At 49.2% G+C, this 15,906-nt stretch carries 8 protein-coding genes; 5 read left to right on the forward strand and 3 right to left on the reverse strand.

The features are described 5' to 3' along the window. The first annotated feature begins 46 nt into the window (after positions 1–46). Positions 47–2,284 carry a heavy metal translocating P-type ATPase gene (locus AC4BAP_RS15805; protein ID WP_490583640.1) on the forward strand — a complete coding sequence of 746 codons (2,238 nt, stop codon included), beginning with the start codon at positions 47–49 and terminating at the stop codon, positions 2,282–2,284. Between the two features lie 248 nt (positions 2,285–2,532). Next, on the forward strand, positions 2,533–2,745 hold the full coding sequence (locus AC4BAP_RS15810; protein ID WP_219876626.1) for a heavy-metal-associated domain-containing protein: 213 nt from the start codon (positions 2,533–2,535) through the stop codon (positions 2,743–2,745). A 44-nt stretch (positions 2,746–2,789) separates the two neighbouring features. On the opposite strand, the gene AC4BAP_RS15815 is transcribed toward AC4BAP_RS15810, so the two are convergent. From AC4BAP_RS15815 to AC4BAP_RS15825, 3 genes are all read right to left on the reverse strand, one after another. After that, positions 2,790–3,179: a transmembrane 220 family protein gene (locus AC4BAP_RS15815; protein ID WP_490583641.1), complete on the reverse strand. Its 390-nt coding sequence runs from the start codon at positions 3,177–3,179 to the stop codon at positions 2,790–2,792. A gap of 121 nt (positions 3,180–3,300) precedes the next feature. Continuing rightward, complete coding sequence (locus tag AC4BAP_RS15820) at positions 3,301–4,326, reverse strand: PorP/SprF family type IX secretion system membrane protein (RefSeq protein ID WP_490583642.1); 1,026 nt, start codon at positions 4,324–4,326, stop codon at positions 3,301–3,303. Between the two features lie 9 nt (positions 4,327–4,335). After that, the gene (locus AC4BAP_RS15825) at positions 4,336–11,556 is read right to left on the reverse strand and encodes a gliding motility-associated C-terminal domain-containing protein (protein ID WP_490583643.1); all 7,221 of its coding nucleotides are present in this window, start codon (positions 11,554–11,556) and stop codon (positions 4,336–4,338) included. A gap of 1,068 nt (positions 11,557–12,624) precedes the next feature. Between AC4BAP_RS15825 and AC4BAP_RS15830 the strand changes: the two genes are divergently transcribed. From AC4BAP_RS15830 to rfbF, 3 genes are all read left to right on the forward strand, one after another. Further along, entirely contained in the window at positions 12,625–14,019 is a 1,395-nt protein-coding gene (locus AC4BAP_RS15830) for an undecaprenyl-phosphate glucose phosphotransferase (RefSeq protein ID WP_490583644.1), read from the forward strand. Next, a complete protein-coding gene (locus tag AC4BAP_RS15835; RefSeq protein ID WP_490583645.1) occupies positions 14,009–14,821 on the forward strand; it encodes a WecB/TagA/CpsF family glycosyltransferase in 813 nt (270 codons plus the stop codon). Before AC4BAP_RS15830 ends, AC4BAP_RS15835 begins: the two co-directional genes overlap by 11 nt. A 274-nt stretch (positions 14,822–15,095) precedes the next feature. Then, positions 15,096–15,899, forward strand: a complete 804-nt coding sequence (rfbF, locus tag AC4BAP_RS15840) for a glucose-1-phosphate cytidylyltransferase (protein ID WP_490583646.1) — start codon at positions 15,096–15,098, stop codon at positions 15,897–15,899. Positions 15,900–15,906 lie beyond the last annotated feature (7 nt).

A 15,906-nucleotide genomic window follows, 5' to 3' on the forward strand; every position in this document is an offset into this window, starting at 1 on the left:
CGTGTGTGCTACACTACCTTTGTATCGTAATCTAAAGAATAAGACTATGGCAGAAATAAAAGATAAATCTTTAACCAAGGCCAGCTTCCCGGTAGAGGGCATGACCTGTGCCTCCTGCGCCAGCAGCATCGAAAGTATGCTGAAGGCAAGCGATGGCGTAGAAGATGCCAATGTGAACTTTGCGGCTAAAATTGTTCAGGTTTCTTATGCACCCGGTGTTACATCGCCGGAAAAATTAAAAGAAACGGTTCAGGAAATCGGCTTTGAGCTGCTGGTGGAGGATACCACCCAGGACGAACTGGAGGAAAGGCAGGCGAAGGCCCTGGCAGACCTGAAACGCAAAACCATAGGTGCCATTATACTTTCAGTACCTGTGTTTATACTTGGTATGTTCTTCCACGATACCTTTACCTGGGGTAACTGGACCATGTTCATACTTACTATACCTGTTTTGTTCTGGGCAGGGCAGCGCTTTTTTGTAGGAGCATGGGCACAGGCTAAGCACTTTAGAGCAAACATGGATACACTGGTGGCATTAAGTACAGGTATTGCCTTTATTTTTAGTGCTTTCAATACCATCTATCCGCACTTTTTCATGAGCAGAGGTTTGATGCCGCATGTATACTTTGAGGCAGCTGCTGTGATCATTGCTTTTATACTTCTGGGCAAATACCTGGAGGAGAGTGCCAAAAACCGTAGCTCCGCGGCTATCAAAAAACTGATGGGGATGCAGCCTAAAACGGTGCGTATACTTCGCGGAGACACCGAACTGGAGATAAAAACAGAAGAGGTACGCATCGGCGATACGGTGTTGCTGCTACCCGGCGACAGAGTGCCAGTTGATGGAGAAGTACTGAAGGGCTCTACTTATATAGACGAAAGTATGCTGAGCGGGGAGCCGCTGCCGGTGCAGAAAAAAGCCGGCGACATGGTGTATGCAGGTACTATTAACCAAAAGGGTAGTTTGCAGCTTACAGCTCAGAAAACCGGCGGACAAACCATGCTGGCGCACATCATCAAACTGGTGCAGGAGGCACAAGGGAGCAAGGCGCCGGTGCAGAAACTGGTGGATAAGATCGCTGGTATTTTCGTGCCGATCGTGCTGGGTATTGCCATACTTACCTTTGCTGCCTGGTTTATACTTGGCGGAGAAGCATACCTGACAGAGGCGCTGCTGTCCACTATTTCGGTGCTGGTGATTGCCTGCCCTTGTGCGCTTGGCCTGGCAACGCCAACGGCAATTATGGTAGGGGTAGGCCGCGGAGCGGAGCATGGTATACTTATAAAAGATGCCGAAAGCCTGGAGCGCGCGCAGCATGTAAACGCGGTTATACTTGATAAGACAGGTACCATTACGTTGGGCAAGCCAACGGTTACAAATGTGATCTGGGCTGAAGATGTGGCCGAAAAGCAAAAAGCAGAGCAGATCTTCTACTCCATGGAGGCACAGTCGGAGCACCCGATAGCGCAGGCCATTTATGCTTATTACAAAGAGCAGGGCCAGAAAACGCTGCAACTAAATTACTTCAGCAGCCTGACAGGGCAGGGGATAGAGGCCGATTTTGACGGAACGCGCTACTATGCCGGAAATGAGAAACTGATGCAGGAGCACCAGGTTATACTTCCGGAGCACCTGAAAATGGCCGCCATGCAACTGCAGGAAGAAGCTAAAACAGTAATATACTTTGCAGATGCCAACCAGGCGCTGGCCGTGTTTGCCGTAAGCGACCCGATAAAGCCAACTGCCGCAGAAGGTATAAAAGCCATGCAGGATGCCGGAATTGAACTGTACATGCTAACCGGCGATAACAAACAGACTGCTGCTGCGGTGTCAAAGCAAGTAGGAATAAAGAACTACCTGGCCGAACTGCTGCCAAGCGATAAAGGCGACTTTATTAAAAAGCTGCAGCAGGAAGGCAAAACTGTAGCCATGGTAGGGGATGGTATAAACGATGCGCAGGCACTTGCCTTAGCCGACGTAAGTATAGCCATGGGGCACGGCACCGATGTGGCGATGGATGTGGCAGGTATAACGCTGATGCGCTCTGACCTGAAGCAGATCGCCAACGCCATCAAGCTCTCTAAGGCTACCGTAAGAACTATCCGCGAAAACCTGTTCTGGGCGTTCTTTTACAACGTGATCTGTATTCCGATAGCGGCAGGTGTACTTTACCCGTTTACCGGATTCCTGTTGAACCCGATGATTGCCGGTGCCGCCATGGCGCTTAGCTCCGTGTCGGTAGTAAGTAACAGTTTGCGTTTAAAAGCGAAGAGGCTGGATTAGGGTTTAGACAAAAGACTGTATGAGGAAAGACAAAGGACTTTGCGTATCACGTAGCACGACTTGTCATTGGGCTGTAAGACAAAAGAAACCTTGTTTGCACTATTAACTCAGCTGTCATGGTTATGTCGAATAATGAATAGACAATAAAATCGTGCTACTTGATACGTGTGTCGTGATACGTGACAAAAGGAGTCCTTTGAATTAGTAATAAGTTAGTAAATTATGTTAAATAAAAAATAGATAAACAGATGAAAACGCATAAATTCAAGACAACCATAAACTGCGGCAGCTGCATTAAGGCTGTTACACCTCACCTAAACAAGCTGGAAGGGGTAGAGGAGTGGAACGTGGATACGAACAACCCGGACAAGATCCTGGAAGTGAAATCGGATACGCTGAACGAGCAGGAGATTAAAACTGCAGTAGAAAAAGCTGGCTTTAAAGCGGAGCCGGTGCAGTAATTAATTTGTGATGATTAAATGTGAAGTGGGTTTGGCTGTGATGGCTAAGCCCACTTTCTTTTTTGTGCCTGTTCAGCTGCGTTTCTGGAACGGAGGCTGAATTTGTCTGCAAGTATAAATCCAATGAAAATAACCGCAATCATTAGCAAACCCAACGCTTCACGGGCCTCTTCTATGTTCTTGATATCGCCGCCTCCTACGCTCAGTCCTTCATACTTTTCGGGCCACATGTAAATGCCTCCGGCCACACAAAGTATAACTGCAAGCCAAAGTATAGCATGAGGCGCTTTATTAAAAGCAGCTAAGAAGCAAAGTATGGCAGCAGCTCCATAAATAACCATCCAAACGGCAGGGTCCGGGTCGTTGTACTGCATCGCTACAAACGACAGAAAGGCAAGTCCAAAGAGTATGGCAAGTATTTTCTTCAGCATCATAGGAGTAAAGGTTAGTACATAGCTATACTTCTATTTTAGCAAAAAGTTAGCAAAAAAAGAGGCAGCCTTTTGAGCCGCCTCCCATGTTTTTACATGTAGAAAGAGTAGGTATAAAAAGCGGTTACCAGGCCCATTCTGGGCAAAGTATTTTGCGGGTATTGCGTAGTTTAAAGCCAAGCACAACCTCGTGGCTGCCTGCGTTGGTGCCAGCCAAAGGGGAGGTGCTGGCGTCGTAGGAGTAGGCCAGGTCCAGTAAGGGGCTTATATTGATACCGGCCATCGCAGCCATCGATGCCTTGTGCCTGTAAGTAGCCCCGGCCCAAAGGCGGTTGCTATACATTACTTTTACAGAGGCATCCACTGAGGCGGGGCTGGGCTGCGCCAGTTTCACCATTACCGAGGGTATTACGGCAATATATGGCGTTACGTCCAGGCGGTAACCGGCCGTTGTGAAGAAGTGCTGCTGTAGCTCTCCTTTGTTATACTCCGGCGAGCCAGTGGAGATAGCGTACTCACGTTTGCTTGGTACCAGTTGTGCACCTGCCACGCCCACGTAAAAGTTCTGGGAGTACATCCATAAGCCCATGTTCAGGTCAAACTTCACTTCGTTTATGCGGCCATCCGTCACGGCAGGGTCGTTTGGGTTTATAACACGCACATACCCTGGGTCCAGGTTGTATTGTATGATACCGGGTGCCACACCAGCCGAAACGCGCAGGTCGCGGGTGATGGGCTGATGGTACGCATAACTGAGGCTAAGGCTGCCACGCTTCAAAGGCCCGGTTCTGGTGGACATGGCCATAGCACCGATGCCATGGTGTGGCCTGGCCCTGCGGTAAGCCTTACTTTTTTTGGTGGTAGACTCCTTTGCCACCTGTCCGCCCCGGCTACGGCTGCTGTACGAGGCATTGGCATCTAAGCCGATCGGCATGTGCAGGGTAGCATAGTATGACTCCGGTGCACCTTCCAGCCCCGACCACTGGTGCCGGGTGCCCAGCTTCAGGTCGGCATAATTCTCGATGCCGGAGATAGCAGGGTTAACCAAATAATTGTTGAGAGTATACTGTGTGTACTGCGGCTTCTGCTGGGCAAGCGCCTGGCCTGCAAACAGCACACAAATTAAACCTAAGGCTAAAAGTTTGTTCATATGATGCGGTTATTTAACAATCGTTACGCTACCTGAGATCGGCTTTTCTGTCCTGTCCAGCTGTATGATGTAGTAATAGGTGGCAATAGGGAGTTCTTTGCCCTGCTGCAATCCATCCCATGGCTGTTTGTACCCATCAGACACAAATACCTGACTTCCCCATTGGTTAAACACCTGCACTTTACAGTTAGGGTATTTTTCGATGTTCAGGATCTCCCAGGTATCGTTCACACCGTCGCGGTTAGGGGTAAAGGTGTTCGGGATATACACATGTGGCAGCACCGTTACAGTTACCTGGTCCGTGAACGTGCATCCGCCTTCGGTTTCCACGGTTACGGTGTAGGTAGTGGTTACCTCCGGCGAGGCCGTTGGATTGGCCACATTCGGGTTGCTTAAGGTCTCGGCTGGTGCCCAGCTATACTTTATGCCTCCGCTTGCCTGCAGTTCTGCGCTTCTCCCTTTTACAATAGTAACATCAGGGCCTGCGCTCACGTTTGGCTCCTGTACAGTTACCTTTACCTCCCTGCGCTCACTGGCGCAGCTCTGCGACACCTCCTGCACATAGTATGAGGTTGTGTGCTGCAGCACCGGTGTTGTATAGCTGCTGCCTGTAGCAACCGGCGTTCCGCCTGCTGCGCTGGCAAACCACTCCAGTCTGCCGCCTTCGCTGGTTGCAGTAAGTGTGGCCTTTGCACCGGCGCATATGATGGTGCCTTTCGCTTCCGGAGTTTTCGGCAAAGGTGTTACCGTGATCTTTACCGCATCGCTTACCAGCCTCTCACACGACTCAGAAGTAACCACGCGCCGCAGCCAAACTGTTTGCGTAAGCGGATTGCTGTTGTAGTCCTGTTTGTTGTTGGCGCCCGGCGCTGTTGTAAAGCCTTTGTCTGCACCTGCCGTACTAACCTCCCACAGGTAAGTATAAGTGCCGCTGCCACCGGTTGGTAAGGTACCTGTTATGGTAGATGGCGCTGTGTTAAAGCAGATCGTCTGGCTGGTACTGATCTTGTTGTTGCTCATGGCAGGCTTCACCGTGATCATGACCGCCTCACTCGTGCTGGTGTTAGGGCCGGAGATAACGATGCGCCGGAACCAGGTATGCTGGCTCAGTGCCGGCGGAGTATAGTTTTGCGTATTGCTTACACCGGTAGCCGTGGTCCAGCCGGCATCCGGGCCAACGGTGCTTTGCTGCCAGATAAACGTATAATCTCCCTCGCCGCCTGCCGGTGTAGTGCCTGTAAGCGTTGCCGGTTTGTTGCCGTAGCAGATTACCTGGTCTGCCTGAATGTTGTTGTTGCCAACGGCAGGCGTAACTGTAATCTTTACCGGCTCTGATACATGCTCACAACCGCCAGAGTATACTATTCTTCTGAACCAGGTATCTTTCTTAAGCGCACCAGGGGCGTAGTTTTTACCAGTATTCGGAGCAGCAGCCGGCATAAAGTCGGTGCCGTTTTCGCTGTACTGCCACAGGTAAGTATAAGTGCTGTTACCTCCTGCAGGGGCAGAGCCTGTAAGCGGCGCCGGAACCTGACCAGCGTAAATGCTCTGCGAAAGCGTAACAATGTTCTTGCTGATGATCGGGTTTACCTCCACCTTCACCACATTCGATACCATAGAGCAGGCACCGGAAGTTACCACACGTCTGAACCAGGTAGTGGTGTTAAGTATGCCCGGAGCGTAGTTTATACTTGTGCCGTTAGTTGCCACCGCTCTGAAATCAGTAGCGTTGGCACCTGTGGTGGAGTATTCCCAGCGGTAAGTATAAGATCCGTTACCACCGGTTGGCTGCGTTCCCTGCAATGGCTGCGGAGCCGTATCGGTACATATGGTCTGGCTTTCAGTTATCTCATTTGCCGCAATCGTAGCATTTACGGTTACCTTGATAGCTGTAGAATAACTCTCGCAGCTTCCTGATACTACTTTTCTGCGGAACCATGTGTTCTGGTTAAGGGCCTGCGGTTGATAGCTTGCATTGGTTTTGGTGCCCGGTGCATCACTAAAGTTCGTGCCATCGGTGCTGGTCTCCCAGGTATACGTATAGGTGTTGTTGCCGCCTTTCGGAGCCGTGCCTGTTATACTTGCCGGAACAGCGCCAGCGCAAATGGTCTGATCACCTGATGTAAGATTATTATCCTTAATAGCCGGCTGTACCGTTACCTTAACCGCTGCACTTATGTCCTGTTGGCAAGGGCCGGAAGAGACAATTCTGCGGTACCAGGTTGTCTGCGTAAGGGCTGCCGGAGCAGTATAATTTTGTGCATTGTTCACACCTGCGGTTGCTGTAAAGGTGCTTCCGTCGGTGCTGCTTTGCCATAGGTAAGTATAAGTGCCGTTGCCACCTGTCGGGGCTGTGCCTTTAAGATCTGCCGGCACGTCGCCTTCGCAAATGGTCTGGGCAGCGGTTATACTGTTGTTGCTGATCACCGGCACTACCTCGATCTTCACGGCAGGGCTTATACTTTCGGAGCATGGGCCAGATACCACCACTCTTCTGAACCAGGTGGTTGCGCTTAAAGCCTGTGGCTGGTAAGTGGCCGCCGTGGCGCCGGTTATACTTGTAAAACCATTGTCCGGGCCGGTTGTGCTGCGTTCCCAACGGAAAGTATAAGTGCCGTTACCGTTCTCTGGCTGCGAACCTGAGATTATGCCCGGCACCTGGCCCGCGCAGATCGGCTGCTGTGCCGGTGCCGTAATGGTGTTGTTGCTGATGTTCTTGTTAACTGTAACCGTTACAGCTGCTCTCTGCGGACTGCCGCAACCGTTCGTGCTCACCGACTCAACAAAGTATGTAGTAGTTTCAGTTAATGCTGGTGTAGTATAACTCATGCCGGTATGTACCGCATCGGTAGCCGCAGCAGAAGTATACCACTTGTAAGTGCCGCTTGTGGCCACCACATTCAGGGTTGCTTTGGTGTTCTCGCAGATGGTTACCGGGTTTACAGTAGGTGCCACAGGCAATGGGTTTACCGTTACCTCCACAACTGCCGATGTGCTGCTGCAGGCTCCGGAAATCACTTCACGTTTGTACCACGTTGTCTGGGTTAGTACACCCGGATTATAGCTGGCCGCTGTATTGTTGCCCGGAGCTGAAGTATAGTTGCCATTTGCACCGCTGGTGCTGTAAAGCCACTTGTAAGTATAAGTGCCGTTACCGCCTTCGATGGCTGCCGTTGGGTTAAGTGCAGGTGCCTGCTGTCCGCTACAGATCGGGTCTACAGGGCTGATACCGTTGTTTTGGATGCGCGGGTTAACCGTTACTTTAACCAGGTTGCTGATATTAGTGCCGCACGGGCCGCCGCTTACCACACGTCTGAAATATGTAGTCGTGGTTAGCGGGCCTGTCGCATAGTTGATGCTGTTGTTGTCGCCGATAGCGGTCTGGAAATTGGTGCCGTCGTGGCTCATCTCCCAACGGTAAACATAGTTGCCATTGCCCTCGGCAGGCTGTGAACCCTGCAGTACTGCCGGTGTCTCCGCCTCGCAGATAGTTGCCTCACCCGAGATGCTGTTGTTCGTAATTGGCTTGTATACCGTGATCTTTACTGGCTGACTGTAGTGATTTTCGCAGGTACCGGACGTAACCACTCTTCTGAACCAGGTTGTGGCTGCAAGTGCGCCTGGGTTATAGTTCTGCTGATCATTGGTGCCGGTTGCGGCTCTGTAAGGGCCTTCCGCACCTGCCGTGCTGATCTCCCACAGGTACGTATAAGTGCCGCTGCCGCCTTCCGGCAAGGTACCGGTTATCTCATCGGTTACGCTGTTTTCGCAGATGATGGTGTTGGTGCTGGTCTTAACAGTATTGTTAGAGATAACAGGCGTAACCTTAACCTCCACCGCATCGGATGTGCTGGCGCAACTGGCAGATTTTACCGTTCTCCTGAACCAGGTAGTTCTGGTCAGTACACCCGGAGCATAGTCTTTCTGGGTAGCACCGTTAATTTTTGTAAAGCCCGAAGTAGCGCTTTCGATGCTGCTTTCCCACTCGTAGGTATAAACTGTATTGCCGCCAGCAGGAACAGAGCCAGGTATGGTGGCAGGCTTTTGGCCGGCACAAATGGTTGGCACACCCGTTAATGTGTTGTTGCTTAACACAGGGTATACCTCTACTTTAGCCTCTGTTCTCGGGCTGATACAGCCGTCTACAATGGCCTGCACAAAGTATGATCTGCTGCTGTTTACCACGCCAGCGTCAAATGTTCTGTCCGAAGAAATGATCTCTGTGCTGGTAGCAGTTTCGAACCACTGGTAGCTGTTAGCGTTGCCTTCTGCCACAAGTATGGCCTTGTTGCCTGTGCCGCAAAGTATAACCGGCTGCACAATAGGGGCCGGAGTGGCAGGGCGCACCGTTACCTGAACAGCACGACGTGGACTGGTACAGCCGCCAGGTATGGTTGTTTCTACATAATAGGTAGTTGTCTTATCCAGAACAGGGGTTGTAAAGCTTTCGCCTTCGCCTACTTTTTTACCGCCTGTGGCCGCATCAAACCAAACCAGAGAGCCTGTTGGGTTCTGTACTTGCAAGGTTGTGCTGAAGCCCGGGCAGATGGTTGTGCCAGAGGCTACAGGTGCCGTAGGCAGGGCATTTACCGTAACCTGCATCTGGTCTGTAGTGCGGCAGCTGCCAGTGCCATAAGTATAGGTTAGCGTAAAAGTACCAACCGCAGCTGGCGTAAAGGTGCCAGATGCCGTTACATGTGACCCGGACCAGGTACCGCCAGCCGGAGTAGCTGTCAGGTTAAAGCTGCCTGAGTTCAGGCATACTACTTTATCCTCGCCAGCATTGGCAACTGGAGCCTGGTCTACCGTTACCACCATTTTATCGGAGTTGCTGCAGCCAAGTGAGTTGGTGTAAGTATAAGCCAGTTCATACTTGCCGGTTTCTGTTGGAGGCGTAAAAGTACCGTCGGCAGTTACGTTTGCACCAGACCATACCCCGCCAGCCGGAGAGCCGGTAAGCTTGGTTGGCACCGGATTGTTACATACAGTAATATCTGCTCCGGCACTAACCTGTGGTAGTGGGTTTACTGTTACGGTTACTGTCTTTGAAGTAGAGCAGCCTGTCTGGGCGTTAAAGCCGGTAACTGTATAAGTAGTTGTAGCAGCAGGGGAGGCTGTAACAGAGGCTCCTGTAGTGGCGCTCAGGCCTGTGGCCGGTGACCAGATATAGGTGTCGGCACCGTTTGCTGTAAGCGTAGCCACACCCTGCCCCTGGCAAATGGCGGTTTTATCTGATGCAACTGTAACAACAGGCAACGGATTTACAACTACAGTATAGGTTGTGGTGCTGGTACAGCCTGTAGCGTTATTTTTACCTGTTATAGTATAGGTTGTCGTCTGGGTTGGCTTGGCTGTAACGCTGTTGCCTGTGGTGGCGCTCAGTCCTGTGGCCGGGGCCCAGGTATAGGTATCGGTGCCTGTTACGTTTATGGTTGTACTCTCGCCAATGCAGATCTCCTGCTTAGGTGAACTTGCCTTTACTTCCGGCAAGGGGTTGATGGTGATCTTTTGTGTGGCAGCTTCGGAGTTGCCGCAGGCATTGGTGGCCACCACACTTACCTCATACTCGCCTGGAGTGTTAAACCCGATAGTAGGATTGGCTGCGTTTTGGCTGCTTCCATTCTCATAAACTACACTTCCAGGTCCGTTAACCTGCCATGTGTACGCTGTTATTTCGGCTTCCTGTGCCTGGTAGGCCGGTGCGTGCTTTGCATTGCCGGCATCAAATGTTATACTTTGCGGCCCGCAGTAGGTCTGTTGTGCAGGCAAATTAACGATCGGTTTGTCCTGTATGGTTATCGTAGTGTCTTTCAGGCTACTTTTGCAATTATTGCTTGCCGTTAATGATACCACATACTTGCCTGCTTTGGTAAAAGTGAAGGATGGGTTTTGGGAGCCTGCATTTTTACCATTGGCAAAAGCCCAGCCGGTGGCAGGTGTTACCTGCCATACATACTTCAGGTCGTCGCCGGTTGAGGTGTTGGTTGCAGTAAAAGTAGCCGGGGCGCAGTTGCCGTTAGAACTCAGTTTGAATTTAGCCTCAGGCAACTCATTTATCCTGATCACTTTTTGTGCCGAGTCTGCGGCGCATTTGGTTCCGGTGCCCGTCGGGGTAGAAACGATCCGGATTGTATAATCACCTGGTTTGGTAAATTTAACCGAAGGATTGGAAGACTTAAATGTGCCATTTACGAACTCCCAACCGGTTTCCGGGAATATTTTCCATTGCACGGTGTAAGAGGAGGTGGCATTTGGGTTAGAGGAGTTCGCGTTAAACCCGCTCACTGTCTGGTCGCTAAGTTTAACTGGCTCATTCACACACCCTACACTTTTGTCCACTCCTAACTCAGCGTCCGGGCCCTTCGATATTTTAATGCCACCCACGGTAGCCGGTGTAATGCCGCAAGGGTTCTCGGCCGTAGCCGAAAGGGTAAAAGAGTTCAAAGGCTTGCCCTTAGAAGACTCTGTGAATGTATGCTCAATGGTTTTAGGCAGGTTGGCATGGGTGAAGCGAAGCGGTGCGCTGCCATCGTCGAACTGGAAAGTATAAATAGTCTGAGGTGAGTTGCCCTCCGTGTTCAGGATGTCGAAGATGAAGGTTGCCGGGGCGCAGTCGTTGGTGTTGCCGCGGCTGGCCAGGCCCAGGCTTGGGTTACTGCCAATAAATACCCTTTCCGTTTTTTTGCTGGTGCAGCCGTTATCCCCTGTTACCGTTACCTCTAAATTAAAGGAGCCTGCAGATGAATAAGTATGGCTGGCTGTTTCAAAATCCTTCCCCAGCGTGGTAGTGGCACCATCTCCCCAGTTGATCACGTAGCTGGCATTGGTGCTTTTTGTTGCAGAGGTATTTTCTATGGTAAGGTTAAAGGTAGACTGATTGCCGCTATAGCTGCAAAACGTGAAATAGTTTACTGGGTCCGACACGCTTGCATCCGGCGCACCTGATACAGTCGCTGTTTCTGAAGTTGCCTTACAACCTTCTGCGTCAACGGTTTCTACCCAATACTGCCCTGGCTCGGTTATAGTAATGCTTCTGGTGGTGGCACCCGTAGACCATTTGTAAGTGCCTGCCTCGCTTGATGTTAAGGTAACACTGCTCGTGCTGCAAAGGTCACCTGATCCTGATAAAGTTACAATTGGTGTACAGTCTGTGGCAGGCGCAGAGTCTAGCCATAGACCATTAAGCGAAAACAGTAATGGTAATATAAAGCTTGTTAAAATCGACTTCATAGCTATAAGCTGAAATTTTGCTGTTTTTGTTTAAGCATTTTGCCTGAGTGCAAGACCCACTCAGTAGTGCGGTAAAACTGTCCGGAGAACAGCAACAGGTTTGGTAGCGGGAAACAATAGCCGCTTATCCGGCTACTGAAATAATAATTGACCGGGATCACAGCCCTGGCTAATGGTGGCCAGGTTTTTCAGCATTATAGTGCAAAAGGGTGAATTTGTAATTGTGTAGCATAAAATTGTATTATACTTATGTTGAGTAATTCATTATATGAACACAATCTCATGAACATTAAGTTAACCTATCCATAAGTAGTGTTTAAACAATGAATATATAAATTACTGTAACCAATTAAAAATTAATGTTTTCATAGAATTTAAAATTGAGTGAATTAGTTCAGAGAAGTTTCGATTTTGAGCGAAAAATATTTATTCGTTTTTAGAACTATGTTTAGGATAGGTATTTTTCAGGAGCCACGCGGGTATAGGTTTGTTCCATATTGTTGTGCTGCAGGCTCTGTTTTGTGATCAGGTGTATGCTAAAATAGGCTGGTTGCACATTTTCTGATCAGTCAGTTCAGGTTACTTGGCTGTATTTGGATTCTCACTTCTATAATTTAAAGAAATGCTGTTTGGCCTTGAGTAAGTGTGGCTTGTTGTAATAATGCAATTGCTTTTAAAGGGGCTTTCGCTTGTTGTTATAACGTGGTATTCTTTCTTAATAATCCAAAATGAAGCAAATTTTGAAATTTAGAATATATAAGTATCAGTATTTTACAATATTATAGAATTACATTTTTTTAATTAATATAGGTAAAATCATAAACTTTGCCATCCTATCTGCCGTACCTAATCATGTTAGTAATCCAAACATAGCAAAACGCTATGTAGCGGTTAAGCCTTAGTGAATGATTCTTAATATAGGAATATTTTAATACTATAAATTGTTTGCTAGAAGACATGCCTTAAGCATGGAGATGATTTGATGATAGAGAGACCAGGAGTTGGTTAGTGAAGACAGGATAAAGTAAAAGTTTCTTTTAGTATGACAGTATAATTACAGACTTTACAATGAATAAATATCGCCACTATTACAGTTTTAACAGAGTAATCCTGTTAATTCTGGATATCACCCTCATTACCTTTGCGTTTAAGATCTCGAACCTGTTCAGGTACGGTAGCCTTGACTTCGACTACCAGTATAGCGTGTTTTTCGTGTTGTTTGCCCTTGTCTGGTGGATCGTGTCTGGCTTTTCGAACTTTGTGTTCCGTATCGACGGGTTGTTCTCCTGCGAAAAGAAGGTGGCAAACCTGATAAACGCATTTATACTTCACGCCTTCATACTGGCAAGCTGCATCGTGGTCTTCAACCTGGAGCAGCTTTCGCGCCTGCTGCTGCTTTATACTTACATCTCTACGGCCTTGCTGATAAGTATAAGCAGGTTGCTCATGCACAAGCTTTTAGGCTATTTCACGAAGTCGGATGTAGCGCATACCCGTTACGTGATCGTGGGAGCGGGGCAGGCAGGCATTTCGCTTTACCAGACCCTGAACAGCAACGATAACCTGGGCACTAAGTTTATGGGCTTCTTTGATGATAACCCGGACAAGCTCAGCCCTTATTACAGCCAGGTGCAGGGCGGTATAGATGAACTGAAAGATTATTGCCTGCAACACAGCATCGACGAAGTATACTATACGCTGCCTTTAACAGACCGGGAGCAGTTGGATGACCTGTCGCAGTTCGCGGATGAGAACTTTGTATACTTCCGCATTGTACCGGATTTCAGCGCCATTGTGCAGCGCGATGTGAACATGTACTTCTACCACAATGTGCCGATGCTCAGCATCCGCAAAGAGCCGCTGGAGCTTGCCTCAAACAGGTTCGTGAAGCGAGCTTTCGACGTGGTGTTCTCATTAACGGTTTCTATCCTGATCTTCCCGTGGCTGATGCCGCTGATTGCGCTGGCCATCAGGCTAGAGTCGAAGGGGCCGGTGTTCTTTAAACAACTGCGTCCGGGCAAGAAGAATCGCCTGTTTGTGTGCTACAAGTTCAGAACAATGCACGTGAACAACCAGACAGAGCTTCAGGCTACAAAAAATGACCCTAGAATTACCCGTGTTGGGCGATTCCTGCGTAAGACTAACCTTGACGAGCTGCCGCAGTTCTTTAATGTGCTGCTCGGCGACATGTCGGTAGTTGGTCCGCGACCAAACCTGGTGTCGCAACTGGACCACTACTCCAAAGTAATATCAAAGTATAAGATGCGCCACTTTGTGACCCCTGGCATTACCGGCTATGCGCAGGTAAGCGGATACAGAGGCGAGACAAAGGAGCTGCACCTAATGGAAAAACGAGTTGAGTACGATGTGCAATATATGGAGAACTGGAGTTTTATGATGGACATGAAGATAATCTTTCTGACTGTCTGGAATATGATAAAAGGCGAGAAAAATGCTTACTAATACAATTACCGAACCTAAAACCCACAAAGCTGAACCACCCTTAAAGGAGAAGCGAAAATTGATAACTTCCCTGATCTCAGCTGGCTCATTCAACGACTTTATTGACCACATTTTCTGGTTAAGCGAAAACAAAAGATCCTCGTATGTATGCTTTGCCAATGCGCACATGCTTGTAGAGGCTTACCGCGACAAGGAGTTTAATGAGTTATTGAACAACGCCGATGTGGCCACCCCAGACGGAGGCCCCCTTTCCAAGCTGATGAAAGTGATGTATGGGCAGAGGCAAGACCGGGTAGCAGGCATGGATGTGCTGCCCCGGTTGTTGCAGGAAGCTGCTGCCCGCGGTAAGTCCGTGTACTTCTACGGATCAACCGACAAGGTGCTGGAGGCAGTGGTGGCAAAGGCAAAGCAGGACTTCCCTGCACTAAATATTTCCGGCTACTACTCCCCGCCTTTCCGCAAGTTAACCCACATAGAGGATGTGGCCATAACCGACATGATCAACAAGGCGAACCCGGACCTGGTTTTTGTGGCGCTTGGCTGCCCGAAACAAGAACGTTGGATGGCCGAGCATAAGGGTAAGGTAAATGCCTGTATGCTGGGTGTGGGCCAGGCCTACATGACCTACGCCAACCTGGAAAAGCGCCTGCCGCAGTGGGCACGCAACCTGTCTCTTGAGTGGACCTACAGACTTTGGCAGGAGCCGACAAGGCTTTGGAAACGTTACCTGTACACCAACAGCATGTTTATTTTCCTTACGCTCAAACTTCTATTTCAGAACAGAACACACAGATCGCTTTAGTACGGCCGGTACTAAAGTATAATCCAAAGGCGATTTTTTCTTCTTTTTAATTCCCTGCTTTTATCAAACTCACGGCACAGGAACTAGGACATTGCTTTGCTGTAAATAAATGTATGTCAGGGTTTAAGCAGCATACTGCCTAAAAAGTGGAGAAAAATACCCTCAATAAACATCAAAATATAGCTATTACCGTATCATTCAAAAAGCACTGGCAGATTATAGTGCAATTTGGTGCTACGTGTGTTTTAATTTTTAACCCTTAACCCAACTATTGATGAAAGCAGTTATACTAGCAGGTGGCTACGGAACCAGGATAAGTGAAGAAAGCGGTGTGCGCCCAAAGCCTATGGTAGAGATTGGCGGCAAGCCGATATTGTGGCACATCATGAAAATATACTCCCACCACGGCATAAACGATTTTGTGATCTGCTGTGGATACAAAGGCCATATCATTAAAGAGTATTTCGCCAATTATTGTCTGCACAACTCCGATGTTACCTTCGATATGCGTAAAAACAGCATGGAGGTGCACAAAAACCACACAGAATCGTGGAAAGTGACCCTGGTTGATACCGGAGAAGGCACCATGACCGGAGGCCGTTTAAAACGAGTGAAAGAGTACATAGGCAATGAAACTTTCTGCCTTACCTATGGCGATGGTGTAAGCGATGTGGATGTAACCGCTCTGGTTAAATTCCATCAGGAGCAGGGAACGCTGGCCACACTTACGGCTGTGCAGCAGCCAGGCCGATTCGGAGCCTTCAACCTTGCCTCTGACGTAACCCGCATCAACCAGTTTAAAGAAAAGCCTACCGGCGGCGATATGCCCTGGATCAACGGTGGCTTCTTTGTGCTGGAGCCTGGCGTTATAGATTACATTGAAGACGACAGCACTATTTGGGAAAGAGGCCCGATGGAGCGTTTGGCTGAAGAAGGCGAGTTGTCGGCTTTCCGCCATACTGGTTTCTGGCAGCCTATGGATACCCTGCGCGACAAGCATGTGCTCGAAGAGCTGTGGCAAAAGGGCGAAGCGCCCTGGAACGTCTGGTGCAAATTGCTGTCGAAAGCAGTGAACTAACCTCTTA

The organism is Pontibacter sp. GD7, from assembly GCF_058216375.1.